At 57.8% G+C, this 23,501-nt stretch carries 21 protein-coding genes; 13 read left to right on the forward strand and 8 right to left on the reverse strand.

Annotation, left to right across the window (positions count from 1 at the left end; translation table 11 throughout):
- Window positions 1–7: 7 nt before the first annotated feature.
- Genes ureC through BUB72_RS14515 form a run of 4 tightly spaced genes read right to left on the reverse strand, consistent with a single transcriptional unit; the run spans window position 8 to window position 3,036 of the window.
- The gene (gene ureC, locus BUB72_RS14500; protein ID WP_073145192.1) at window positions 8–1,717 is read right to left on the reverse strand and encodes an urease subunit alpha; all 1,710 of its coding nucleotides are present in this window, start codon (window positions 1,715–1,717) and stop codon (window positions 8–10) included.
- Window positions 1,717–2,022, reverse strand: a complete 306-nt coding sequence (locus tag BUB72_RS14505) for an urease subunit beta (protein ID WP_073145194.1) — start codon at window positions 2,020–2,022, stop codon at window positions 1,717–1,719. Before BUB72_RS14505 ends, ureC begins: the two co-directional genes overlap by 1 nt.
- 9 nt (window positions 2,023–2,031) lie before the next feature.
- Window positions 2,032–2,334 carry an urease subunit gamma gene (locus BUB72_RS14510; protein ID WP_073145196.1) on the reverse strand — a complete coding sequence of 101 codons (303 nt, stop codon included), beginning with the start codon at window positions 2,332–2,334 and terminating at the stop codon, window positions 2,032–2,034.
- Window positions 2,335–2,337: 3 nt separating this feature from the next.
- On the reverse strand, window positions 2,338–3,036 hold the full coding sequence (locus tag BUB72_RS14515; protein ID WP_245814866.1) for an urease accessory protein UreD: 699 nt from the start codon (window positions 3,034–3,036) through the stop codon (window positions 2,338–2,340).
- Between the two features lie 535 nt (window positions 3,037–3,571).
- Between BUB72_RS14515 and urtA the strand changes: the two genes are divergently transcribed.
- The 5 genes from urtA (at window position 3,572) to urtE (ending at window position 9,484) form a co-directional block, all read left to right on the forward strand.
- Window positions 3,572–4,846, forward strand: coding sequence for an urea ABC transporter substrate-binding protein (gene urtA / locus BUB72_RS14520; protein ID WP_073145198.1), 1,275 nt, complete (start codon window positions 3,572–3,574; stop codon window positions 4,844–4,846).
- Between the two features lie 66 nt (window positions 4,847–4,912).
- Window positions 4,913–6,868 carry an urea ABC transporter permease subunit UrtB gene (gene urtB / locus BUB72_RS14525; RefSeq protein ID WP_073145200.1) on the forward strand — a complete coding sequence of 652 codons (1,956 nt, stop codon included), beginning with the start codon at window positions 4,913–4,915 and terminating at the stop codon, window positions 6,866–6,868.
- Window positions 6,869–6,872: 4 nt separating this feature from the next.
- Complete coding sequence (gene urtC, locus BUB72_RS14530; protein ID WP_073145202.1) at window positions 6,873–8,048, forward strand: urea ABC transporter permease subunit UrtC; 1,176 nt, start codon at window positions 6,873–6,875, stop codon at window positions 8,046–8,048.
- The gene (gene urtD, locus BUB72_RS14535; RefSeq protein ID WP_073145204.1) at window positions 8,045–8,785 is read left to right on the forward strand and encodes an urea ABC transporter ATP-binding protein UrtD; all 741 of its coding nucleotides are present in this window, start codon (window positions 8,045–8,047) and stop codon (window positions 8,783–8,785) included. Before urtC ends, urtD begins: the two co-directional genes overlap by 4 nt.
- A gap of 3 nt (window positions 8,786–8,788) precedes the next feature.
- The gene (gene urtE, locus BUB72_RS14540) at window positions 8,789–9,484 is read left to right on the forward strand and encodes an urea ABC transporter ATP-binding subunit UrtE (RefSeq protein WP_073145206.1); all 696 of its coding nucleotides are present in this window, start codon (window positions 8,789–8,791) and stop codon (window positions 9,482–9,484) included.
- Between the two features lie 566 nt (window positions 9,485–10,050).
- Here urtE and BUB72_RS14545 read toward each other — a convergent pair.
- Entirely contained in the window at window positions 10,051–11,463 is a 1,413-nt protein-coding gene (locus tag BUB72_RS14545) for an aminotransferase family protein (RefSeq protein ID WP_073145208.1), read from the reverse strand.
- Between the two features lie 501 nt (window positions 11,464–11,964).
- On the opposite strand from BUB72_RS14545, the gene BUB72_RS14550 reads away from it, so the two are divergent.
- From BUB72_RS14550 to BUB72_RS14570, 5 genes are all read left to right on the forward strand, one after another.
- Window positions 11,965–12,969 (forward strand): taurine ABC transporter substrate-binding protein, encoded by a 1,005-nt coding sequence (locus BUB72_RS14550; RefSeq protein WP_073145210.1) that lies wholly within the window; start codon window positions 11,965–11,967, stop codon window positions 12,967–12,969.
- Window positions 12,970–13,047: 78 nt separating this feature from the next.
- Window positions 13,048–13,854, forward strand: a complete 807-nt coding sequence (locus BUB72_RS14555; protein ID WP_073145212.1) for a taurine ABC transporter ATP-binding protein — start codon at window positions 13,048–13,050, stop codon at window positions 13,852–13,854.
- Window positions 13,851–15,116, forward strand: coding sequence for an ABC transporter permease (locus tag BUB72_RS14560; RefSeq protein WP_073145214.1), 1,266 nt, complete (start codon window positions 13,851–13,853; stop codon window positions 15,114–15,116). The genes BUB72_RS14555 and BUB72_RS14560 overlap by 4 nt, the downstream gene beginning before the upstream one ends.
- Window positions 15,117–15,197: 81 nt before the next feature.
- On the forward strand, window positions 15,198–16,601 hold the full coding sequence (locus BUB72_RS14565; RefSeq protein WP_073145216.1) for an L-serine ammonia-lyase: 1,404 nt from the start codon (window positions 15,198–15,200) through the stop codon (window positions 16,599–16,601).
- A gap of 31 nt (window positions 16,602–16,632) precedes the next feature.
- Window positions 16,633–17,463, forward strand: a complete 831-nt coding sequence (locus BUB72_RS14570) for an NAD-dependent epimerase/dehydratase family protein (RefSeq protein WP_073145219.1) — start codon at window positions 16,633–16,635, stop codon at window positions 17,461–17,463.
- A 7-nt stretch (window positions 17,464–17,470) separates the two neighbouring features.
- Here BUB72_RS14570 and BUB72_RS14575 read toward each other — a convergent pair whose 3' ends face one another.
- A complete protein-coding gene (locus BUB72_RS14575) occupies window positions 17,471–18,229 on the reverse strand; it encodes a DeoR/GlpR family DNA-binding transcription regulator (protein ID WP_073145221.1) in 759 nt (252 codons plus the stop codon).
- Between the two features lie 94 nt (window positions 18,230–18,323).
- On the opposite strand from BUB72_RS14575, the gene glpD reads away from it, so the two are divergent.
- Together glpD and glpK are read left to right on the forward strand one after the other, a co-directional pair.
- Window positions 18,324–19,892, forward strand: a complete 1,569-nt coding sequence (glpD, locus tag BUB72_RS14580; RefSeq protein ID WP_073145224.1) for a glycerol-3-phosphate dehydrogenase — start codon at window positions 18,324–18,326, stop codon at window positions 19,890–19,892.
- Window positions 19,892–21,376, forward strand: a complete 1,485-nt coding sequence (gene glpK / locus BUB72_RS14585) for a glycerol kinase GlpK (protein WP_073145227.1) — start codon at window positions 19,892–19,894, stop codon at window positions 21,374–21,376. Before glpD ends, glpK begins: the two co-directional genes overlap by 1 nt.
- A 6-nt stretch (window positions 21,377–21,382) precedes the next feature.
- Here glpK and BUB72_RS14590 read toward each other — a convergent pair whose 3' ends face one another.
- Window positions 21,383–21,949, reverse strand: a complete 567-nt coding sequence (locus tag BUB72_RS14590; RefSeq protein WP_073145230.1) for a gamma-glutamylcyclotransferase family protein — start codon at window positions 21,947–21,949, stop codon at window positions 21,383–21,385.
- A 95-nt stretch (window positions 21,950–22,044) separates the two neighbouring features.
- Between BUB72_RS14590 and BUB72_RS14595 the strand changes: the two genes are divergently transcribed.
- Window positions 22,045–22,248 carry a dodecin family protein gene (locus BUB72_RS14595; RefSeq protein WP_073145481.1) on the forward strand — a complete coding sequence of 68 codons (204 nt, stop codon included), beginning with the start codon at window positions 22,045–22,047 and terminating at the stop codon, window positions 22,246–22,248.
- On the opposite strand, the gene BUB72_RS14600 is transcribed toward BUB72_RS14595, so the two are convergent.
- Window positions 22,245–23,411: a geranylgeranyl reductase family protein gene (locus tag BUB72_RS14600; RefSeq protein WP_073145233.1), complete on the reverse strand. Its 1,167-nt coding sequence runs from the start codon at window positions 23,409–23,411 to the stop codon at window positions 22,245–22,247. The genes BUB72_RS14595 and BUB72_RS14600 overlap by 4 nt on opposite strands.
- Between the last annotated feature and the right edge of the window lie 90 nt (window positions 23,412–23,501).

Genomic DNA, 23,501 nt, shown 5'->3' on the forward strand with positions numbered 1-23,501 from the left:
CTGCTCCTCAAAACATGAAATAGCGCTGAGCCATCGGCAGCGACACTGCCGGTTGGCAGCTCAGAAGTACTCCGTCCGCGCGAACCTCGTAGGTCTCTGGATGCACTTCGATGTTTGGCGTTGCGTCGTTCAAGATCATGTCCACTTTACCAATATTGCGGGTATTACGAACCGCAACTGTTTGCTTAGCCAGCCCCAACGTCTCACCGATACCAGCCGCCTGCGCAGCGCCAGAGACGAAGCTGACTGACGAATGGCGCAGCGATGTGCCATACGCCCCGAACATGGGACGTGTATATACAGGTTGCGGCGTCGGGATTGATGCGTTGGGATCCCCCATTTGCGCCACAACGATGGTACCTGCCATCAAGACCATTTCGGGTTTCACACCAAAGAATGCGGGACTCCAAAGAACCAGATCAGCCCGCTTGCCGACGGCGATGTCGCCCAACACGTGGCTCACGCCTTGGGCGATTGCAGGGTTGATTGTGTATTTTGCGATGTAGCGACGAACGCGCATATTGTCGTTGTCGCCAGTCTCCTCCGGCAATGCACCGCGTTGCTTCTTCATCTTGTCAGCGGTTTGCCACGTGCGGATCAGCACCTCTCCCACGCGACCCATTGCCTGACTATCAGAGGCGATGATCGAGAATGCCCCCATGTCGTGCAATATATCCTCGGCAGCGATGGTTTCGCGACGGATGCGGCTTTCAGCGAATGCGATATCTTCTGGGATGGATTTATCGAGATGGTGGCACACCATCAACATGTCGAGGTGTTCCTCCAGCGTGTTCACCGTGAAGGGTCGCGTTGGGTTCGTGGAAGACGGGATCACGTTGGCGTCGCCACAGATTTTGATGATGTCCGGCGCATGGCCACCACCTGCACCTTCGGTGTGGAAGGCGTGGATTGTACGGCCTTTCATGGCGTTGACTGTGTGCTCAACAAAACCAGACTCGTTGAGTGTGTCAGTGTGGATCATCACCTGCACATCCATGTCGTCAGCCACCGAAAGGCAGCAGTCAATAGCTGCAGGTGTAGTGCCCCAATCTTCGTGAAGCTTGAGAGCACAGGCGCCAGCGTTGACCATTTCCACCAGCGCGTCCGGCTGGCTGGCGTTGCCTTTCCCTGCCAATCCGATGTTCATCGGAATGCCGTCGAAGGACTGAAGCATGCGCCCGATATGCCACGGCCCAGGTGTGCAGGTCGTGGCCAGTGTGCCATGCGCTGGACCTGTGCCACCGCCAAAACAGGTCGTCACGCCAGAGTGGAGGGAATCTTCCATCTGTTGCGGGCAAATGAAGTGGATGTGGCTGTCCATACCCCCCGCCGTCAGAATGCGCCCCTCACCTGCAATAACCTCGGTGCCCGGGCCCACAATGATATCGACGCCAGATTGAGTATCAGGATTTCCTGCCTTGCCAATGGCGTGAATTAGCCCGCTTTTCAGAGCCACGTCGGCTTTGTAGATGCCAGAATGATCCACGATCAATGCATTGGTGATCACCGTATCCACCGCTCCGCCTGCGCGGGTCACTTGGCTTTGGCCCATGCCATCGCGAATGACCTTGCCTCCGCCGAATTTAACCTCTTCACCATAGGTCGTCAGGTCCTGCTCGACCTCGATAATCAGATCGGTATCCGCAAGGCGAAGCTTGTCACCCGTCGTTGGGCCATACATCGCAGCATATTGTGCGCGGGAAATTTCGCGGGGCATTAGAGGTCTCCCATGACTTGTTGGTTGAACCCGAACACGCGACGTTTGCCGCCAATTGGGATCAGCTGAACTTCGCGGCGTTGACCGGGTTCAAAACGCACTGCGGTTCCTGACGCGATATCGAGACGCATACCGCGCGCAGTCTTGCGATCGAAATCAAGCGCAGGGTTGGTTTCAGCAAAGTGGTAATGGCTGCCAACTTGCACAGGGCGATCACCAGTATTTGCCACGATCATGGTCACGGCAATGGCGCCTTCATTCAGGGTCAACGTTCCGTCAGCGGGAAAGAGTTCTCCGGGGATCATTGCGTGCTCCTATCGGATCGGATTGTGAACGGTGACAAGCTTGGTGCCGTCGGGAAAAGTGGCCTCGACTTGCACTTCAGGGATCATCTCTGAGATGCCCTCCATACATTGATCGCGGGTAATGACATGACCGCCTGCCTCCATCATATCAGCCACCGAGCGGCCATCTCGCGCGCCTTCAACAACCACATCCGTGATCAGTGCAATCGCTTCTGGATGGTTCAACTTCACGCCGCGCGCCAAGCGCTTGCGCGCGACCTCGGCCGCCACGGCGATCAGTAGTTTGTCTTTTTCACGTGGTGTGAGTTGCATGCGTTACAGCCTCCATGATGTGGGCAAATTGTTTTGTGTAAGCTGCTCTAGAATGGGAACCAAGCTACGGCGCAGCTCGAAGCTATCTGAGGCGAGTTGCCGGATCACCAATACGTCCTCCGCGAGCATGCTTGCGCCCGCCGAAGAAGGCAGTGCAGCGCGCGCAGAACTCAAATGGCTACCTGCATCTGGGGCCACCAGCACAACGCTTGCCATTGCACCGGCCCCATTTGCGATAGCTGGGCTTGCGAGATGTGCTGCTGCATCACCAATCAGGTCCAAGCCATCAATATAACGAGGGGTGCCATTGCGTGTGATCTTGATCCGGTCCTGAAACATCACGCCACGCAGATCTTCGCGCATTGCGGCACGGCCAAACACAACCGGTTCGACCATCAAAAACCGCGCTTCTTCGTCCAAGCTGATATCTAACCGACGCCGCAAAGCGCAGCTGTCGTACAGGATCAATTCCTGAGGGAGCCAGTTAAGACGTGCACCGGTCTGAACCGACAGCTTCGTTGTCACGCGCCCTATCTCGCCGCTTTGAGCGCGGTACGCGCGCTCAGCCGCTTGGGTCGTAAGGGTCAATCCAGCGTTGGTCATGACACAGATATCAAGGTCAAATTGATCGCCGCCCGTTATCCCGCCCGCAGTGTTGACCAAGATCACCTCAGCATCCGGTCTGCGATTTTGCGGGAACACCAACTTGGTGGAACCGGATTGGCGCAAGTCCTTGATCCGCGTCTTTCCAGTGCCGTCGGCTTTCGCTGACAGCCTTGCAGTCCCAACTGCGCGAGGTTGCGCAACGGTATTTTTGCACAGATCGATTGGGGTGAACTGGTTGATGGCGGGCTCCTGCGGTCCAATGATGCGATGACTGTTCGAGCATAGCCAGCACCGAGGTGGCAGGATTTCCGGCATAAATGCCTTGCGTTGCGATGCCGGAGATTAAAATTTAAGCGATCCATTTGGATTGCGCTCATTAAACTAGCATCTCGATCTATAAGCCGAATTAGGTCGCAGTGGCATTTGCTCTTCGCGCTGCGGCGCAGCAACGATCATCCATCCTCAGACGTCGAATCAAGACACTTTGGGATTGGGGGTGTGTGACGACAGGTTGAATTGGACCTCACGCCAGCCGTCACACGATTTGCAACACTTACGTTGCAGGGAATAGCTAAAGCGCATGTGTTCTAAGAACAAGGCTTGAGCTGATGTCCCTGCTTGGAGAGATCACATGAGAACCACCACTGCTCTTGCTACCGCGCTCACGATGGGAGCCGCGCTGCCCGCAATTGCTGCTGATTGCACCATCAAAGTGGGTGTTCTGCACTCGCTGTCTGGCACAATGGCCATTTCCGAGACGACACTAAAAGACACAATGCTGACACTGATCGATCAACAAAACGCCAAGGGCGGCGTGCTTGGTTGCGAATTAGAAGCTGTGGTCGTCGACCCTGCCTCCGACTGGCCGCTGTTTGCTGAAAAAGCACGCGAACTGCTGACGGTTCATGACGTGGACGTAATCTTCGGCAACTGGACAAGCGTAAGCCGCAAATCCGTTCTGCCGGTGATCGAAGAGCTCAACGGGCTGCTGTTCTACCCTGTTCAATATGAAGGCGAAGAAAGCTCCAAGAACGTGTTTTACACCGGTGCTGCACCAAACCAGCAGGCCATTCCGGCAACAGATTACTTCTTGGAAGAACTGGGAATTGAGAAATTTGCGCTGCTCGGCACCGACTATGTGTACCCTCGCACCACCAACAATATTCTCGAAGCATACCTGCAATCCAAAGACATTGCCAAAGAAGATATCTTTGTGAACTACACCCCCTTTGGCCACTCTGACTGGTCAAAGATTGTCGCTGATGTTGTGGCCCTTGGCGCGGACGGAAAAAAGGTCGGCGTCATCTCCACGATCAACGGCGACGCGAACATTGGCTTCTATAAAGAATTGGCCGCCGCTGGAATCTCAGCTGACGATATTCCGGTTGTTGCCTTCTCCGTGGGTGAAGAAGAGCTCTCTGGTCTCGATACAAGTAACCTCGTTGGTCACCTTGCGGCATGGAACTACTTCCAGTCAGCAGAAACCGACGCGAACGCAGAGTGGGTCGCCGCGTGGAAAGAGCGCATGGGCACCGAGCGCGTGACCAACGATCCAATGGAAGCACATTACATCGGCTTTAACATGTGGGTGAACGCCGCCGAGGCAGCGGGCTCTGCTGACGTCGATGCGGTTCGCACCGCCATGTACGGTCAGGAGTTTCCGAACCTGACAGGCGGGACTGCGGTCATGCTGCCGAACCATCACTTAGCTAAGCCAGTGCTGATCGGTGAGATCACAGCAGATGGTCAATTCGACATCATCAGCCAGACCACTGAAGTCGCGGGTGATGCCTGGACCGACTTCCTGCCAGAGTCCGCCAAATTGGTCTCCGATTGGAAAGGCCTTGGCTGTGGTATGTACAATACCGAGACAAAGAGCTGCGTGCAGACTTTGTCCAACTACTAACCCTTCGACAATCGAGGGCGCGTTTCCGCGCGCCCTCACCCTTTGAATTCCCGAAAGCCTCCCTCCATGAAGAACTTTCTCCTTGTAGTGCTCGCGGCACTGCTACTGACTAATGCGGCCCCTGCGCAGACAAACCCAGTACAGGACGTTCTGCAAAGCCAGCGTGCGTTGATCGAAAAAAGCTCTCGCCGCTCCATCGGGCCAGCAATTGATGCAATTGTGAGCAGCGGTTTGCCGCAAATGCAGGAGGTTCTTGAGGCTTGGCGCGCAAAAGACATGTGGCAGCGCAAGTCGGACGGCTTCTTTTTTGCGGCGAAAAAAAACTCAGATGGCACCTATGCGCTTCAGAGTTTTGACAGCGGGGCATCTGTTGGCGACTTTGCCAAAAGCGACCTGAAACAACTCAAACCAAATAGCGGTATCCGCGCAATGATCGCGACCGCATTGGTGCAATTCCAGCTCACTGATCCCGACATATCAAAACGCAGCGAGGCGCTCGACTCCATTGCTCGCGACTCCGAGGCAGCTTTGCTAGCGCCATTGCGCGCGTCCATTGCGGCCGAAACCGACCCTGATCTTCTTGTCCGCAAAATTCGGCTGAACCACCTGATGACCATGACGTATGACGCAGATACGGCGTCTCGCGTCGAAGCCATCAACAACATGGCAGGTGACCTTGGCGTCGACTATCGCGGGACGTTGAACCCCTTGCTAAGCACCAAGATAGAGATCACCGATATCGGCGATGTCCCAGACGCGAATATTGCAACAGACCTTCGACCCGGTACCGAAAATTTCTCACGCCAAACTGCCTATGAGATTCTGGTCGCAGCGCAACTGGCACCGCCGGAAGTGACCGTAGATGCCCGCGACGCGGCGCTGGAAGCCAACATCGTCGCGGGTCGCGTCGGCGGGCTTCCGGTCGCGCAACTGTCTACCGAGATCAAACGCAACGCGGCATATGATACTTTGGTAACTGACGGATTAGCCGCCCCGCGCATTACCGCAACCGACATTGACGAGAGCCTTGCGAAACACCGCTTCTTTGAAGTTTACGCCGAACCCTCAGCTGAAGTTACAACTGCCGCGAAAGCCGCTCTCGCCAAGTCCCAGAGCCGCGTGGCGGTCAGTCAAGCGGTCGATCTGGGGCTAGATGCGCTGTCACTCGCCTCGATCTATTTTCTTGCCGCAATCGGCCTTGCGATTACCTTTGGTGTGATGGGCGTCATCAACATGGCCCACGGCGAATTCATCATGCTTGGTGCTTACACTGGTTATGTCGTTCAGCTGTTCATTCCCAATCATACGCTGTCGATTCTTGTCGCGGTCCCGCTGGCGTTTGCTGTGACCTTCGCGGCTGGCGTCGCACTGGAGCGGTTGGTTATCCGCTGGCTCTACCACCGACCACTTGAGACACTTCTTGCGACCTTCGGGGTCTCCATCGCGCTGCAACAACTGGCGAAAAACATCTTCGGCACGCAAGCGCGCCCGCTGACCTCTCCGGCTTGGCTTGATGGGGCTTGGGCCATCAACGACGTCATCGCAATCAGCTATATCCGCATCGCGATTTTCATCCTTGCGTTACTGTTCTTTTGCCTCTTCCTATTCATCATGAAGCGCACACGGCTTGGCTTGGAAACCCGCGCGGCTACGCAAAACCCGCGCATGGCCGCAAGCATGGGGATCAACACAGATCGCGTTAACATGCTGACATTCGGATTGGGTTCTGGCATCGCGGGTATCGCCGGTGTGGCTATTGGGTTGTTCGCCAAGGTCACCTCCGAGATGGGCGGCGACTACATCGTGCAAAGCTTTATGACCGTCGTTGTCGGCGGCGTCGGCAACATCTGGGGCACACTCGCCGGGGCCATGATGATCGGCGGCTTCCAGAAAGGCGTGGAGTGGCTGAACCCTTCCAACACGCTGGCTGCACAAACCTACATGATCATTTTCATCATCATTTTCATTCAATTCCGGCCAAGGGGCATCATTGCCCTCAAGGGCCGCGCAGCGGGGGATTGAAGCCATGAACAGATCATTCATTGCGCGCAATCCTTCCGTGTTAGTATTCCTAGCGCTGCTGGGGTTGTTTACCCTGGTTGTGTCAGTCTTATCGGAAGGTTTTGGAGTCGGCCTGATCTCCACCAGTTTCGTCAAAACGCTGGGAAAAACCTTGTGCCTATGTCTTATCGCCGTCGCGATGGACTTGATCTGGGGCTACGCGGGCATCTTGTCGCTCGGCCATTTCGCGTTCTTTGGCTTAGGTGGCTACATGGTCGGAATGTGGTTGATGTACGAGCGTACCCGCCAGATCGTCGTCAATTCATTGGCCGAAGGTGTCCTGCCTCCAACGCCGGAGGAAATCCAAGCCGCTATTGGCAATCAGATCTTCGGCGTCGTCGGCAGCAGTGAATTCCCTTTGATCTGGTTCTTCGCTGATAGCCTTGTGCTGCAATTGGCCTTTGTCGTTTTGGTCCCTGGTGTCCTTGCGCTGGTTTTCGGCTGGTTGGCGTTTCGCAGCCGCGTGACGGGTGTATACCTATCGATCCTGACACAAGCGATGACACTTGGCCTGTCGCTGTACCTATTCCAGAACGCCAGCGGTCTGCGCGGTAACAACGGGCTATCCGGCTTGCAAAACCTACCCGGTGTCACAGCCCCACAATCCGCCGTGTCGCTATGGTTCTTCTGGGCTTCGGCCTTGGCCCTTGGACTGGGCTATCTGCTGGTCGCATGGGTCGTATCGGGCAAATTCGGCTCGGTCATTCGTGGCATTCGGGACAACGAGGCGCGGGTGCGTTTCCTTGGATACTCAGTCGAGAGCTACAAGCTGGCCGTATTTACGCTGACCGCCTGCATCGCGGGTATCGCAGGCGCGCTTTATTACCCGCAGGCGGGTATCATCAATCCAGCGGAAGTCGCCCCTATCGCATCTATCTATCTGGCGGTTTGGGTAGCAATCGGTGGTCGTGGCAGGCTGTACGGCGCAGTCATCGGCACGGCCTTCGTCAGCCTAGTATCCAGTTGGTTTACCGGCGGGCAAGCCCCTGACGTCAATCTCGGGTTCTATACAATCAAATGGGTCGATTGGTGGCTGATCTTACTTGGTCTCAGCTTCGTGTTTGTCACGCTTTACGCCCCACGCGGGATGAGTGGCCTTATTGATTTACTCGTGCGCAAGTCAAGGGGAGAAGATACATGAGCACCCTTCTAGAAGTTTCCGGCGTAACGGTCAGTTTTGATGGGTTCCGGGCGATCAACAACCTTTCCTTCCAGATCGGGCCCGCCGAAATGCGCGCGGTGATTGGCCCGAATGGGGCGGGAAAAACGACGTTCATGGACATTGTCACCGGCAAAACGCGACCTGATGAAGGGCATGTTCTATGGGGCGAAAAAAGCATCTCGCTGATCGGTATGTCAGAGGCAAAGATCGTTCGGGCTGGAATCGGACGGAAGTTTCAAAAACCGACTGTGTTTGAGGAGCAGACCGTCCAAGAAAACCTGTTGATGGCCTTACGCAAAGATCGCGGGCCGCTGGCGGTCTTGATCTATAAGCCGTCCAAAGCAGATCTTGAGCATGTCGTGAAATTGGCCGAGGAGATCGGCCTTGCAGACGCATTGTTGCGCATATCAGGCGAGATGAGCCATGGTCAAAAGCAATGGCTAGAAATTGGAATGCTACTGGCACAGGACCCGCGCCTGTTGCTCGTAGACGAGCCCGCCGCCGGGATGACTCCCGCAGAACGTGAGAAAACAACAGCGATCCTCGTGGAGGCAGCGAAGACCCGAGCCGTTGTCGTTGTTGAGCATGACATGGAGTTCGTGCGCCGTTTGAATTGCAAGGTCACTGTACTGCACGGGGGAGCGGTTTTGGCCGAAGGCTCTTTGGACCATGTGACCAAAAACCAAGACGTTATTGACGTCTATCTGGGGCGATAAACTATGTTAAACGTTGAAAACCTGACGCTACACTATGGCAACTCGCAAATACTCTATGATATCTCCATGCGCGCCGATCAGGGCGCTATCACTTGCGTGATGGGCACAAATGGCGTGGGCAAAACGAGCTTATTGAAGGCGATCTCTGGCACGCATCCGCGCTCCGGTGGATCGGTGTCACTGGGTGAGCTGGATCTCGGGAAACTGCCCGCGCATAGTTTGGCAAAATTGGGTGTCGGCTACGTCCCGCAAGGGCGCGATGTGTTTCCCCTGATGACGGTACACGAGAACCTTCAGACGGGATTTTCGTGTTTGCCAAAGTCCGAGCACTTCATCCCTGACGATATCTACGACCTGTTTCCAGTCCTCAAAGTGATGGAAAGCCGTCGTGGCGGTGATCTTTCCGGGGGACAACAACAGCAATTGGCCATCGCCCGCGCGTTGATCACAAAACCTAAGCTGTTGCTTTTGGATGAGCCAACGGAAGGCATTCAGCCCAACATCATTCAACACATCGGAGAAGTCATAAGCCTGCTGCGTGACCGTGGGGATATGGCGATTGTCTTGGTTGAACAGTACTTCGACTTCGCATTCGAATTGGCTGATCAACTGGTTGTTCTAAAGCGTGGTGAGGTCATCACAAATGTGGCCAAGCACGATTTCGACCGTAATGAATTATTGCAGATGGTGTCGGTATAAAGAACAGATGCTCACGTGCCGAGATAGCACATTGCTTCCTCTGCGCTGTCATTTAATGAAACGATTCCGCAGCGAGTTGCCGGAATTAGCCATTGCCAGAATTTTCGTGAACAGCGGCAATCTTCGCGTCGCGACGGTTCGAGACGGTCGCTGCGAAAGAGCTGTTAAATTCAAAATAGATAGACCCTGTTGAATGTCTGCAATGGGAATTCTGTTGCGCCACCGAATGCCCATAGCAGCGGCAGCAAACGCGTCTTGGAACTTTCTGCACTTGCATTGGCTACACCAGCACAAGTCTGCTTTGTCCGCCGTTTCGATTGTCGAAGCCGTGCGCAGCGAGGGGGCAGATTTGAAGTACGCACGAATTGACGCCGTTGAAGGTCCGGCTCGGTGAAATATGCTGCATCACCGAAAAGATGCCGCTGCAACTGCGAACAATTGCTGCATCAGCACTGGCTGCGCATGAAAAAGTCGGCTTTGTTCGCATAGCAGCCAAAGCAGCCAAAACAAAAAGCCCGCAACATTATCAAGGTCACGGGCTTTTTCGTGTCATGTGGTCTGGACCCCTATCCCATCACCGTCGTCAACGCGCCGTCCACCGAGGTGATGATCGCGTCGATGTCGTCCTTGGTGGCGATCAATGCGGGGGAGAAGCAGAGCGTGTTGTTGAAACCCGGAACGGAGCGGTTGGTCATGCCGATGATAACCGCGTCCTTTGCCATGCAGTGGCCGGTGACTTGGGCGACCAGCTTTTCGGGCAATGGCGCGCGAGTTTCTCGGTCGGCGACCAGTTCTGCGCCGAGGAACAGACCCTTGCCGCGGACGTCGCCGATGCAGGTGTGCTTGCCTTTCAGCTCTTCGAGCTGTTCCAGCATGTAGCTGCCCATGGCGGTGGTGTTCTCGAGCAGGTTCTCGTCTTCGAGGATGCGCATGTTTTCCATTGCAGCCGCAGGGCCAGCGGTGCAGCCGCCGAAGGTGGAGATATCGCGGAAGTAGTTGAGGTGGTCGGAGGTGTCGTCCTTGAACATGTCGAACACGGCCTCGGTCGTCACGCAGCACGAGATCGCCGCGTAGCCGGAGGCGACGCCCTTAGCCATGGTCACGATGTCGGGCTGGACGCCGTAGTGCTGGTAGCCGAACCACGTGCCGGTGCGGCCCATGCCGCAGACGACCTCGTCGATATGCAGCAGGATGTCGTACTTTTTGCAGATTTCCTGCACGCGGGGCCAGTAGCCTTCGGGAGGCGTGATGACGCCGCCGCCTGCGGTGACAGGCTCAAGGCAGAGAGCGCCGACGGTGTCGGGGCCTTCGCGCAGGATGATCTCCTCGATCGCGTTGGCGCAGGCGATGCCATAGGCCTCGCCGGACAGATCGCCCAAGCCTTGGTCCATGGCACGGTATTCGAGGCAGTGCGGTACGCGCACGAAACCGGGCGTGAAGGGGCCGTATTGCGCGCCGCGCTCGTCCTGACCGCCAGCGGACAGGGCCGCGATGGTGGTGCCGTGGTAGTCGCGGTCGCGGTAGAGGATTTTGTGCTTCTTGCCGCCATAGCGTTTGTGGGCGATTTGGCGGACCATTTTGAAGCCCTTCTCGTTCGCCTCCGAGCCGGAGTTGGCGTAGTAGACGCGGCTCATGCCGGGCATTTTGGAGATCAGACGCTCGGAGAATTGCGCGGCGGGGATCGAGCCCATTGTGCCGCCGAAGAAGTTCATTTTCACCAGCTGGTCCCGCACGGCGTTGGCGATGCTTTCGCGGCCGTAGCCGACATTGACGGTCCAGACGCCACCGGACACGGCGTCGATATGCTCGCGGCCGTTTTGGTCCCAAACGCGCAGGCCCTTGCCTTCAACGATGATCTTGGGATCGGTGCGGTTTTCTTCGGCCATATAGCCGGCGTGTTGGCTGAGATGGTGCCAGACATGGGCGCGGTCGGCTTCGACAACGCCGGAGAGATCATTGCTTTGCAGATTACCGTCCATCGGCTTGCTCCAGATTTTGAGGGGGCCGGGTGAGAACGCCCGGCGATTCTATAATATCCTACGCCAAGAACGGCGCTATTCATAAAGCTGCATGTTATCCGTGCGCGGAATAGGGCCAGTAATCCACCACGCATATAGCCAGAATCGGGGCTCTAGAGGGGCGTTTCATGGGGTGTTCAAATGTGGTATCATTTGTTTTCATAAACTTAGAGACATGTCGGGTGGGTAAAAGAGCAAATAGGCAGCGCGGCCCGAGCTGATTAAATCCATTGACTGCATCCACCCCCCCACCGCCTAGTTTGCATGTGGAAAAGCAGGATGGAGACGTGCGAAAACATGAAACTTCGACTGCGAGGACAAACTGCACTGGCATCTTAGCGGCCTTGTGATTTGTTCAACCAGCCCCTTCAGGGTGCAGGAGACTCGGCCAACCGAGCTGGCGACACTGAGGGAAATATACGCGTCGAGAGGCGCACGCTGTTCAACATGGGAGATGAACATATGAAACTAACCACCAAATTGATGAGCGCCGTTGCAGGCGTTGCACTGCTGTCCGGCGCGCAAGCCGCTATGGCGGATGGCCACGGGCTGACTGTCGGCTATTTCCTTGAGTGGCCGATGCCATTCCAGTACGCCAAGGTAAACGGCACCTATGACGAAGCGCTGGGCGCGCCTGTGACTTGGGTTTCCTTCGACACTGGCACCGCGATGTCGGCTGCCATGGCCTCCGGCGACGTGGACATTTCCGTGTCCCAAGGTGTGCCACCGTTCGTGGTCGCGACCTCTGCGGGTCAGGACATCCAGATCCTTGACGTGGCCGTGTCCTATTCCGAGAACGACAACTGCGTTGTCGCTTCGGGCCTGGAAATTGACAAAGACTCCGCTGGCGAGCTGGCTGGCAAAAAGGTTGCGGTTCCACTGGGCACCGCCGCGCATTACGGCTTCCTGAGCCAGATGAACCACTTCGGCGTGGATATTTCGAGCATGAGCGTTGTGGACATGGCGCCTGCTGAAGGTGCTGCGGCGCTTTCACAAGGGTCTGTTGATATGGCCTGTGGTTGGGGTGGCGCGCTGCGTACGATGAAAGAGGCTGGCAACATCCTGTTGACTGGCGCTGAAAAAGAAGCGCTTGGCATTCTGGTGTTCGATGTGACCTCTGCACCGGCTGGTTTCGTGGCCGAGAATGGCGACATGGCTGCCAAATTCCTGAAGGTCACCGCAGACGCCAACGCAATGTGGGCTGATGAAGCCAACCACGCGAAGATGTTGCCAGTGATCGCAAAAGACGCGGGTATGGATGAAGCAGCAACGGCCTCCACGCTTGCAGGGTTTGCATTTCCGAACATGGAAGATCAGCTTGGCGGCACATGGCTTGGCGGTGGTGCACAGACCTTCATGAAGGGTGTGGCTGATGTTTTCGTAAACGCGAAATCCATCGACGCGGCGCTGGACAGCTATGAGGCGACTGTAAACACAGGCCCGCTGAAAGCTGCGTCTGAAATGTAGCACCGACTAGGGGTGGCGCGGGATTTCCGCGCCACCCTTTTCACTTCCGAATCCGAATAAACAAGGAGTGGGGCAGCCATGTCGGGCCTAACAATCGAGAATATTTCCATGCGCTTCGATCTGCCCAACGGCGGATCAGTGCAGGCGTTGAAGGACGTCACGCTTGAGTTGAAACCGGGCGAGTTGATGAGCGTTCTGGGCCCGTCAGGCTGCGGTAAAACCACGTTGCTGAACATCGTTGCGGGCTTTCTGGCCCCGACCGAAGGGCGCATCGCGATGAACGGACACACCGTCCAAGGGCCGGATGCGGAACGCGGCATGGTCTTTCAGCAGGGCGCGTTGTTCGAGTGGATGAACGTGCGTGAGAACGTGGCGTTCGGACCGCGCATGAAAGGCGAGAGGGAAGCGCAGTACGGGGCCAATGTAGACCACCTGCTGGACGTTGTCGGCCTCGGGGACTTCAAGGACAAAGCAATTTACGAACTGTCTGGCGGGATGCAGCAGCGTGTGGCACTTGCCCGCTGCCTTGCCAACGACCCGGACGTGATCTTGATGGACGAGCCGCTGGGCGCGCTGGACGCGCTGACCCGCGAGAAGATGCAAAGCCTTGTGCTGAAACTGTGGAAAGAGACGGGCAAGACGATCATTCTGATCACCCACTCGGTCGAGGAAGCGCTGCTTTTGGGCGAGCGCCTGCTGGTCATGGCCCCGCGCCCCGGCCGCATCCACAAGGAATACCGTTTGCCGTTTGCCGATCTTGGCGTCGACCAAGACCTACGGGAGGTGAAGAAACACCCTGACTACAACAAAACCCGTGAGGAGATCCTCGCCATGATCTGGGACATGGAAGAGGAGATTATGGGCCGCACGGAGGAAAGCGCATGACCATTCTTGCAATCTACGTCGCCATCTTCATCGGCGGTTTCTTTGCGGTAAAATACATCACCGCCTCGGCACGCCCGAATGACTACACATCGCTTAAAACCGTGACCTTCGGGGATGAGAGTGCAGTGCGGCCAAACCGCGCCGCGTCGATCATTTCCATCGTGACGATATTTTTGCTGTGGGCGTCGTTCACCGGCTCCAACCTGATCCCGTCGTTTCTGCATGCGCCTGCGCCGTTCACCGGCACAGGTGTGTTTACCTACACGGTTGATGTGGGCGGGAAGACCGACGAAGGGACTGTCACGGTCAACGTGCATGAGGCGGACGGCGACGCGACTGTTCCCGAGGTTGCGCCAGGGGACGGGTTCGCCAAGAACGATTCTGTGTCGATTGTGAAATATCGCTCCAAGCTGCTGCGAGTGGACGCGAATGACGAGGTGGGCCGCGACGACGGCGCGCAGATCGTGGCCGTGAACGGCAAGCCGATTGCGCCCGGTGGTGAGGTGATGACTGACTTCGCCCGTGTCGCCATGACGCCCAAGGGCACGCTGAACATCGAGCCGAAGACCGGCTGGCAGATGCAGCCATTGTATTTGCCGCCACCTGAAAAGGTCGCGAGCCGGTTGGTGGAGATTTCCAGCACGGGGTTCCGCAACTCGACGCTTTGGGAACACCTTGGCTACTCGCTGTTCCGCGTGATCGTGGGCTTCCTGATCGGCGCTGCCGTGGGCATCCCGCTGGGCTACGCCATGGGCCTGTCCAACTGGTTCCGCGGCTGGTTCGACCCGGTGGTCGAGTTTATGCGTCCTGTGCCGCCCTTGGCGCTGATCCCGCTGGTCATTATCTGGGCTGGCATCGGAGAGGTCGGCAAAATCGTGCTGCTGTTCCTTGCGGCGCTGTGGATCATGGCGATTGCCGCGCGGTCCGGCGTGTCGGGGGTCAACATCACCAAGGTACATGCCGCCTACTCGCTGGGCGCGTCCAAGTGGCAGATCATGCGGCATGTCATCATCCCGAATTCGCTGCCGGAGATATTCACCGGCGCGCGGGTGGCGATGGGCGTCTGTTGGGGCACCGTGGTGGCCGCCGAACTTGTGGCCGCCGAGAAGGGCGCGGGCATGATGATCATGGTGGCGTCGAAGTTCCAGAACACGGACATCGTGCTGATGGGGATTATCCTGATCGGCGTGATCGGGTTCTCCATCGACGTGCTGATGCGCTGGGCGGAGCGGTTGCTGGTGCCCTGGAAGGGCCGCAGCTAAAATTTCACCCATGTCGTGAATTCACCGCCGCCTGTCTTGTTTCGATAGGCGGCGGTTTTCGTTTGGGCCGTATATGCCCGTATGTTTCTAAGTATCTTCGACATATTCAAAGTGGGCATCGGCCCGTCTTCGTCCCACACCATGGGGCCGATGACGGCTGCGGGGCGCTTCCTGGACGACCTGCGTGGCGGGCGTGAAAAAGAACCCGGTGCGGGGGAGTTGGGCGGCGTGTCGGCGTCGCTGCATGGCTCGCTGGCGTTTACCGGCAAGGGCCACGCGACCGACCGCGCGGTGATGCTGGGGCTGATGGGGTATCTGCCTGCGACGATGGACCCTGATGCGGTGGACGGGTTGATTGAGACCTTGGCGATTGAGAAGCTTGTGCGGCCTGACGGGCTGCCCGAGTTGTCCCTTGATCCGGCGAAAGACGTGGTTTTCGACTATGATGTGACGCTGCCGGGACATGCCAACGGGATGATCCTGAAAGCGTGGGACACGGCGGGCAACCTGTATATGCAGGAGACCTATTATTCGGTCGGTGGCGGCTTCGTGATGACCGAGGCGGAACTGGCGAATGAAGAGCCGGACCTGCATGTGCAGAAGGAACAAGCGGGGTTCCCGTATCCGTTCGGCTCGGCGGTTGAGATGCTGGAGATGGGCGCGGCCCATGGCAAAACCATCGCGCAGATGAAAGAGGCCAACGAATTGGCCACGATGTCGCGTGCGGAGTTGGACCGGAACCTGACGGCGATCCGTGATGCGATGTTTGACTGCGTTGATCGCGGGTTGCGCATGGACGGGATCTTGCCGGGCGGGCTGAACGTGAAGCGCCGCGCCAAGCGTATCCACGACCAGTTGCTGGCCGAACAAGGCATGAACCGCAGCCAGCCGCATACGATCAACGACTGGATGAGCGTCTACGCCATGGCCGTGAACGAGGAAAACGCGGCGGGGGGCAAGGTCGTGACCTCGCCCACCAACGGGGCTGCGGGGGTGCTGCCTTCCGTGCTGCGTTATTACCGCGAGCATTGCATTGGTGCCACCGAAGAAGGGCAGCGCAAGTTCCTGCTGACGGCGGCGGCTATTGGCGGGTTGATCAAGCATAACGCCTCGATTTCGGGCGCAGAAGTTGGCTGTCAGGGCGAGGTCGGGTCGGCGTCTTCCATGGCAGCCGCAGGCTTGTGCGCGGCGTTGGGTGGTTCAAACGAGCAGGTCGAGAATGCCGCCGAGATTGCGCTGGAGCATCATCTGGGCATGACCTGCGATCCGGTCGCGGGGCTGGTGCAGGTGCCGTGCATCGAGCGCAACGGGTTGGGTGCTATCAAGGCTGTTTCTGCGGCGTCCTTGGCGTTACGGGGCGATGGCACGCATTTCATGCCGCTGGACAATTGCATCGAAGCAATGCGCCAGACCGGCATTGATATGAGCACGAAATACAAGGAAACCTCGCAAGGGGGGCTTGCGGTCAACATTCCGGAGTGTTGAGGTCATCCCGATTGATTTGGGAGATATCACCATGAAGAAGATCGTGTTGACCGGCGCCGCCGGAAACCTTGGGAAAATCCTGCGTGGGCCGCTGGCCGCGATGTGCGACGAATTGCTATCCACCGACATTTCTGAGAGCGTAGGCGATCTGGCCGCGAACGAGACATTCGTACAGGCCGATCTGGCGAAGATGGACGATATCCGCCCGCTGCTGGAAGGTGCGGATATGGTGGTGCATTTCGGTGCGCTGGTTGATGAGGTGCCGTTCGAGGACATCTGGGGTCCGAATTTCGTCGGCTCCTACAATATCTGGCAATCCGCAAAAGAGCATGGTGTGCATCGCGTGGTCTACGCGTCGTCTATTCATGCGATGGGGATGTATCCCAAGACCGTGGCGATCACGCCGGATATGCCGCACCGGCCTGATACTTACTATGGGTTGGCCAAGTGCTTTACCGAGGATCTGGGGCGGATGTTCTGGGAGAAGGAGGGGCTGGAATCGGTCCATATCCGCATCCTGTCCGCGACCTCGCGGCCCGGGAACGCGCGGGCGCTGGGGTCATGGCTGAGCCCCGATGATCTGGTGCAGGTCGTGACGCGCGCGATTGATACGCCCGTCGTTGGCTTCACGGTAATTTATGGCGTTTCAAACAATGACCGCTCGCCTGTCGATAATTCGTCGGCATCGCATCTGGGCTACCGCCCGAAGGACAATGCCGAGGATTATGCGGTGGAGATACTGGCGGATACGCCGCCTGCGGATTTGAACGATCTGGGGCTCACCTGCCACGGTGGACCCTTCGCGTCCGCCACGCTGGGCGTCAGCCCGATGGCGTTGATGGGCATTCCAGACGACGATTGATTTGGCCTTAGCACTGAACCAGTTCAGTGCCCCATGCAGTGCAGCTTTGCCCCAAGGACCGGGGCAGAGGGGCGTCGGTGTAGAAGCGGTCGATGTTTTCCAGCGAGGCGATTTTAACCGGCGCGGTGCGCTGGAGCTTCGATGTGTCTGACACGAGGAACGTGTTGCGGGACCGTGCGATGATGGTTTGGCTGACATCGACCTCTTGAATGTCGAAGTCGAGGATATCGCCGTCATTGTCCAAGGCCGAGCAGCCGATGACCGCGTAGTCGAACTTGAACTGGGCGATGAGTTTGGTGGTCATGGCCCCGACCAGCCCACCATCGGAGCGGCGCAAAGTGCCGCCAGCAACCATCACGTCGATCTGCGGGCTGGCGGATAGAATATTTGCCACGTTCAGGTTGTTGGTCACCACCATCAGCGCGGTGTGATTGAGCAGTTCGCGGGCCACGGCTTCGGTTGTCGTGCCGATATTCAGGAACACGCAAGCGCCTTCAGGGATATCATCGGCGCAGGCCTTGGCGATGCGGGTCTTGGCGGTGTGGTTCAGCTTCCGCCGGTCCTCGTAGCCGATGACCGACGCGTTTTCGGGCAGGATGGCCCCGCCATGGACCCGCTTCAGGTGCCCGTTATCAGACAGGTCGGACAGGTCTTTGCGGATGGTTTGTGCGGAGGTCTGAAAGCGCCGCGCCAACTTTTCGACGCTGACCCGACCCTTGCGGCGCGCAATGTCCAGAATTTCGGATTGTCTGAAGTTTTCGGCCATAACCAGCTCCGATTGACGCAAAAGCGAAAGTAAACCTTGACCAAACGAAAGTAAACTTGTGATTACTGGTCATGAACGCAAGGGGAGTCGCGAGATGGCGCAGGACGACATTGTTGACCTATTTATCATTGGCGGTGGCATTAACGGCGTCGGGATCGCCCGTGATGCGGCGGGTCGTGGCTTGTCGGTATCCTTGGCGGAAATGAACGACCTTGGCTGGGCCACGTCCAGCGCCTCGACCAAGCTATTTCACGGCGGATTGCGCTATCTGGAGTATTTCGAGATCGGGCTGGTGCGGAAGGCCTTGATCGAGCGCGAAACTTTGCTGCGCGCGATGCCGCATATCAGCTGGCCGATGCGGTTTGTGTTGCCGTACCACAAGGACATGCGCTTTGAGGGGGACACGCCGACGTCGAAGCTGTTGAGTGTTTTCATGCCGTGGATGAAGGGTCGGCGACCCGCATGGCTGATCCGGTTGGGGCTGTTTTTATACGACAATTTGGGGGGGCGTGAAATTTTGCCCGCGACCCGCAAGGTTGATCTGACCACCGACGAGGTGGGGCAGGGCATCGAGGACCGCTTTACCTTTGGCTATGAATACTCCGATTGCTGGGTCGAGGATGCGCGTTTGGTGGTTCTGAACGCCCGCGATGCCGAGGCGCGCGGTGCGGAGATTATGGTGCAAACCAAGGTGACCTCGGCCGAACGCGCGGATGAGCATTGGGTGATTTCGCTGACTGATGGGGAGACGGGCGAGACCTTTGAGCGACGCGCCAAGATGCTGGTCAATGCAGGCGGCCCGTGGGTGGAAGACGTAATCCGGCAGGTGTCGCGGACCAATTCAAGCGAGGGCGTTCGGTTGGTTCGGGGCAGCCATATCGTGACCAAGCGGTTGTTTCAGCACGACAAAGCCTACTTCTTTCAAGGTGAAGACGGGCGGATCATATTCGCGATCCCCTACGAGACCGACTTTACCCTGATCGGCACCACCGACGCGGAGCACACGGATGTGTCGTCCAAGCCGGTTTGCACGGAGGAAGAGCGCGACTACCTGATCAAATTCGCCAACGGCTATTTCAAGCACGATATCACCAAGGACGACGTGGTTTGGACCTATTCGGGGGTTCGGCCACTTTATGACGATGGCGCGAAATCCGCGACGGCGGCGACGCGGGATTATGTATTGAGCGTCTATGATGACGGTGCACCGATGCTGAACGTGTTCGGCGGCAAGATCACGACCTACCGCAAGCTGGCAGAAAACGCGCTGGCCAAGATCGCACCGTTTATTGGAGACTTTGCGGACAACTGGACTGCTGGTGTGGCCTTGCCGGGGGGCGATTTTCCGGTCGACGGGGTGCAAGACCTGATTGAGGGGCTGGTCGTCGACTACCCGTTTTTGGATGATGCGTGGGCAAAGCGTTTGGTGCGGGCCTACGGCACCGACGCGCGGCGAATGCTGGGGGATGCGGGTGCCCCGTCTGATCTGGGGCGGCACTTCGGGGCCAACCTGACGGAGCGCGAGGTGCGCTGGCTTATGGCGAAGGAATTTGCGCGACACGGGGATGATATCGTCTGGCGGCGCTCCAAACTGGGGTTGCGGATGAGCGTAGCTGAGATCAATCTGCTGGACGAGTGGATGCAGACGGAGCGGGGGCGCTAATGACACATATTCTGGCAATTGATCAGGGGACGACGTCGAGCAGAGCGATCATCTTTGACGGTGACATGAAGATCGTCGCGTCGGCACAGGAAGAGTTCAAGCAGCACTTCCCGCAATCCGGTTGGGTCGAGCATGATCCTGACGACCTGTGGTCTACGACCGCAGGGACGTGCCGCGCGGCGATCGAACGCGCAGGGATCACGGCTGAAGAGATTGCGGCGATCGGCATCACCAACCAGCGCGAGACGACCTTGGTTTGGGACAAAGCCACCGGTAAGCCTGTTCACAACGCGATTGTCTGGCAGGACCGCCGGACATCGGACTATTGCCGCGAACTGCGCGATGCGGGGCATGAGGCGATGTTCACCGAGCGGACGGGGCTGCTTCTGGACCCTTATTTCTCTGGCACCAAGTTGCGCTGGATATTGGAGAACGTGGACGGCGTTCGGGAGCGGGCGGAGGCGGGGGAGCTGCTGTTCGGGACCGTCGACAGCTTTCTGATCTGGAAAATGACCGGCGGTGCGGCGCATGTAACGGACGCGACCAACGCGGCGCGGACATTGCTTTACGACATCCGTAAAGGGCGTTGGAGCAGCACGATTTGCGAGATGCTGGGCATCCCGATGCAGATGCTGCCGGAGGTAAAGGATTGTGCCGCCGATTTCGGCATGTGCCGCGCGGATTTGTTTGGCAAGTCCCTGCCTATCTTGGGTGTTGCGGGGGATCAGCAGGCGGCAACTGTCGGGCAGGCCTGCTTCCAGCCGGGGATGATGAAATCGACCTATGGTACGGGTTGTTTTGCGTTGCTGAACACGGGCGATACGCCCGTCGCGTCGAAGAACCGGCTACTGACGACGATTGCCTATCAGTTTGACGGGGTGCCGACCTATGCCTTGGAGGGGTCCATTTTCATTGCGGGCGCTGTGGTTCAGTGGCTGCGCGACGGGATCAAGATCATTCGCGATGCCAGTGAAACGCAGCCTTTGGCCGAAAAAGCGGACCAGAGCCAAGAGGTCATTTTGGTGCCTGCCTTCACGGGATTGGGTGCGCCGTACTGGGATGCGGATTGCCGTGGTGCGATTTTCGGCCTGACGCGTGGGACCGGGCCGGAAGAGTTTGCCCGCGCCGCGCTGGAAAGCGTGGGCTACCAAACGCGCGACTTGCTGGAAGCGATGAAGGCGGATTGGGACGCGGACGGCGAAGACGTCTTGCGCGTCGATGGCGGGATGACGGCCAGTGATTGGGCGATGCAATTCCTGAGCGACATTATCGGTGCGCAGGTGGATCGCCCGGAAGTGCTGGAAACAACGGCCTTGGGGGCTGCATGGCTCGCCGGATCGCGGGCGGGGATTTACCCCGACATGGACGGTTTCGCGAAAAACTGGGCGCTAGAGCGCCGGTTCGAGCCGGATATGGACGACGCGACGCGGAACCGGAAATATGCCGGCTGGAAGAAAGCCGTTAAGGCCACGATGTCGGTTTAGGCGCGTTCAAGTTGAGATGAGCTGCGCCTTCAGGGCGGCGAGGTGGTGATCAACCAGTTCGGTTTCTGTACGGGATAGGGACTGGCTGCGCGGATAGCGTGGATTTGAACGGTCGTTCAATATCGGAGTGTCCCAGCCTGCGGTGGTCTTGAAGAACTGCTCTACCCCGTCCTCGCCAAATACGTTGTGAAAGCCCTGCACGACCACATCAACATAACTGAGCAGAATCGCATGCTGCATCGCGGGTGAGGCGTCTTGATTGGGGTGCGTTTGATACATCTGCACCTCTACAGGCCCTGCTTGATGGGTGAGGGAGGTCTTGGGCAGTTGGCTGCGGAAGTAGCCTGTTTCGCGCAGGTCCAGCGCATTCCAATCGGCGTTTGGCACCTCGGCAATAAGCCCGTCGATCTGGACGCCCTCAGCCGGTTCCACGCTGAGAAAGGCGAGATCACGCATTGATGTATGCCGCCACACCCGCCGCCACCCCGCCAGTTTGGCAGGATGTGTGGAGGTGTAGTTGTGGGTCGCGGCGTTAACTAAGGAGCCGTAGCCGAAGAAAAATGGATCACGCATTGCCGGATGTGACCGGATTTTCCCCGCAGGCACAAGTTGAGTTCTTGTCGAAACAGCGTAGCGTAGGTGTTCATACTCAAACCGGAGAAATCAAAATGTCAGTTGCACGCGTTACCGAAATCATCTCGTCCTCTACAAAAAGCTTTGAAGACGCCATCGAAAGTGGTGTCGAGCGGGCGTCCAAGACGCTGAAAAACGTCGAAGGTGCTTGGGTTCAGGACCAAAAATGCACCGTCAAGAACGGCAAGATCTCTGAATACCGTGTGATCTTGAAAGTGACTTTCGTTCTGGAAGACTAAGCCGGGCCTTTAAACCCGAGGCGGTGCTTGAGAAGCCGCCAACCAAGCTTTGGAATACGCCGTAGCAGCGCACCGCGCAGATCGGCGTATTCCGCTTCCCCTGCCAGAAGCTCCAGATACTTCATTTGCAGGGAACTCCCCCGCTCGAAGGCTTTCCTGAAATAGCCCTCGGTCGCCTTGGGGAACATGATCATCCGCCACATCTTCGCCTGATCAAGGGACTTCTGAATGGGTTTCACCAGTTTCATGTAGTGACCCAAAGCGGCTTCGGGCTGCCCGTCTTTCAGAGCCTTGGCCACAGCGACAGCAGCGTGTTGGCCGCTTTCCATGGCAAGAGCGATGCCTTCACCCGTGATCGGATCAACCAAGCCCGCCGCGTCGCCAGCCAGCAGGATATGCGCGCGACCGGGTTTCTTTTTGTAGTCACCGAAGGGCAGGTACTGCCCCTTGTAGCGAAGGCTTGCGTCACTGCCGGTTTGGTCGACATAGGTCGCCATGTTGGCTTTCATATCGTAATTGCGAGAATTGATCCCGCCGACCCCGACGGTCACGGTTTTGCGCTTTGGGAACGACCAGCCGTAGCCCCAGCTTGCGGCGTCGAAATCCACCTCGACCGCGTCGTCGCGGGATGTGGTGCGGGGGGACTCGATCTCTAGGCCGAACCCGATGGTGTCAGGGTTGAAGGGCCTGCCAAATAGCGTGCGCGCCACGAAGGAATTTACCCCGTCCGCTCCGATGAGCGCTTTGAAGCCGAGCGTGGTGCCATCCTTGAGCGTGAGCGTGTTGTCCCCAAGCTCTGTGATCGGCTGGCCCAGATAGGGGGTCGCCCCTGCGGCGATAGCCTCGGCATGGAGCATGGCGTCGAAGTCACGGCGCATTGTCAGGTGGACGGGCGGGGCATTGGGGATATCCGCCAGCACGCGGCCTTTGGACAGGAACCGCATGTGGTTGGTGGTCACAAACAGATCGTTACTGATTTCGCGGCCAAATATCGCGCGCATCGCTTTTTCGCTGCGTCCGGTGAACAACCCGCCGCATAACTTGTCGCGCGGGAACCTGGCCTTATCAATGACGGCGACCGACAGTCCTGCCTTCACCGCAGAGGTTGCGGCGGCAGAGCCTGCGGGGCCGGAGCCTACGATGATCAGATCAAATTCCAACATGGGTGGCTTTTAGGGGATCGGGGCGGTGCTGCCAATGCGCGACTGCATCCGTGGGCGCGATGGTATTCCGCGCCTGTTCAGGATAGATCA

Source organism: Litoreibacter ascidiaceicola (assembly GCF_900129235.1).
Taxonomy (GTDB): domain Bacteria; phylum Pseudomonadota; class Alphaproteobacteria; order Rhodobacterales; family Rhodobacteraceae; genus Litoreibacter; species Litoreibacter ascidiaceicola.

Excerpts from the sequence above, each read along its gene's own strand:
- glpK (WP_073145227.1), top strand. The coding sequence starts at position 19,892 with ATGACACATATTCTGGCAATTGATCAGGGGACGACGTCGAGCAGAGCG.
- BUB72_RS14560 (WP_073145214.1), top strand. The coding sequence starts at position 13,851 with ATGACCATTCTTGCAATCTACGTCGCCATCTTCATCGGCGGTTTCTTT.
- BUB72_RS14510 (WP_073145196.1), bottom strand. The coding sequence starts at position 2,334 with ATGCAACTCACACCACGTGAAAAAGACAAACTACTGATCGCCGTGGCG.
- urtE (WP_073145206.1), top strand. The coding sequence starts at position 8,789 with ATGTTAAACGTTGAAAACCTGACGCTACACTATGGCAACTCGCAAATA.
- BUB72_RS14570 (WP_073145219.1), top strand. The coding sequence starts at position 16,633 with ATGAAGAAGATCGTGTTGACCGGCGCCGCCGGAAACCTTGGGAAAATC.
- ureC (WP_073145192.1), bottom strand. The coding sequence starts at position 1,717 with ATGCCCCGCGAAATTTCCCGCGCACAATATGCTGCGATGTATGGCCCA.
- BUB72_RS14575 (WP_073145221.1), bottom strand. The coding sequence starts at position 18,229 with ATGGCCGAAAACTTCAGACAATCCGAAATTCTGGACATTGCGCGCCGC.
- BUB72_RS14545 (WP_073145208.1), bottom strand. The coding sequence starts at position 11,463 with ATGGACGGTAATCTGCAAAGCAATGATCTCTCCGGCGTTGTCGAAGCC.
- BUB72_RS14595 (WP_073145481.1), top strand. The coding sequence starts at position 22,045 with ATGTCAGTTGCACGCGTTACCGAAATCATCTCGTCCTCTACAAAAAGC.
- BUB72_RS14590 (WP_073145230.1), bottom strand. The coding sequence starts at position 21,949 with ATGCGTGATCCATTTTTCTTCGGCTACGGCTCCTTAGTTAACGCCGCG.
- BUB72_RS14600 (WP_073145233.1), bottom strand. The coding sequence starts at position 23,411 with ATGTTGGAATTTGATCTGATCATCGTAGGCTCCGGCCCCGCAGGCTCT.
- BUB72_RS14565 (WP_073145216.1), top strand. The coding sequence starts at position 15,198 with ATGTTTCTAAGTATCTTCGACATATTCAAAGTGGGCATCGGCCCGTCT.
- urtA (WP_073145198.1), top strand. The coding sequence starts at position 3,572 with ATGAGAACCACCACTGCTCTTGCTACCGCGCTCACGATGGGAGCCGCG.
- glpD (WP_073145224.1), top strand. The coding sequence starts at position 18,324 with ATGGCGCAGGACGACATTGTTGACCTATTTATCATTGGCGGTGGCATT.
- urtB (WP_073145200.1), top strand. The coding sequence starts at position 4,913 with ATGAAGAACTTTCTCCTTGTAGTGCTCGCGGCACTGCTACTGACTAAT.
- urtC (WP_073145202.1), top strand. The coding sequence starts at position 6,873 with ATGAACAGATCATTCATTGCGCGCAATCCTTCCGTGTTAGTATTCCTA.
- BUB72_RS14550 (WP_073145210.1), top strand. The coding sequence starts at position 11,965 with ATGAAACTAACCACCAAATTGATGAGCGCCGTTGCAGGCGTTGCACTG.
- BUB72_RS14505 (WP_073145194.1), bottom strand. The coding sequence starts at position 2,022 with ATGATCCCCGGAGAACTCTTTCCCGCTGACGGAACGTTGACCCTGAAT.
- BUB72_RS14555 (WP_073145212.1), top strand. The coding sequence starts at position 13,048 with ATGTCGGGCCTAACAATCGAGAATATTTCCATGCGCTTCGATCTGCCC.
- urtD (WP_073145204.1), top strand. The coding sequence starts at position 8,045 with ATGAGCACCCTTCTAGAAGTTTCCGGCGTAACGGTCAGTTTTGATGGG.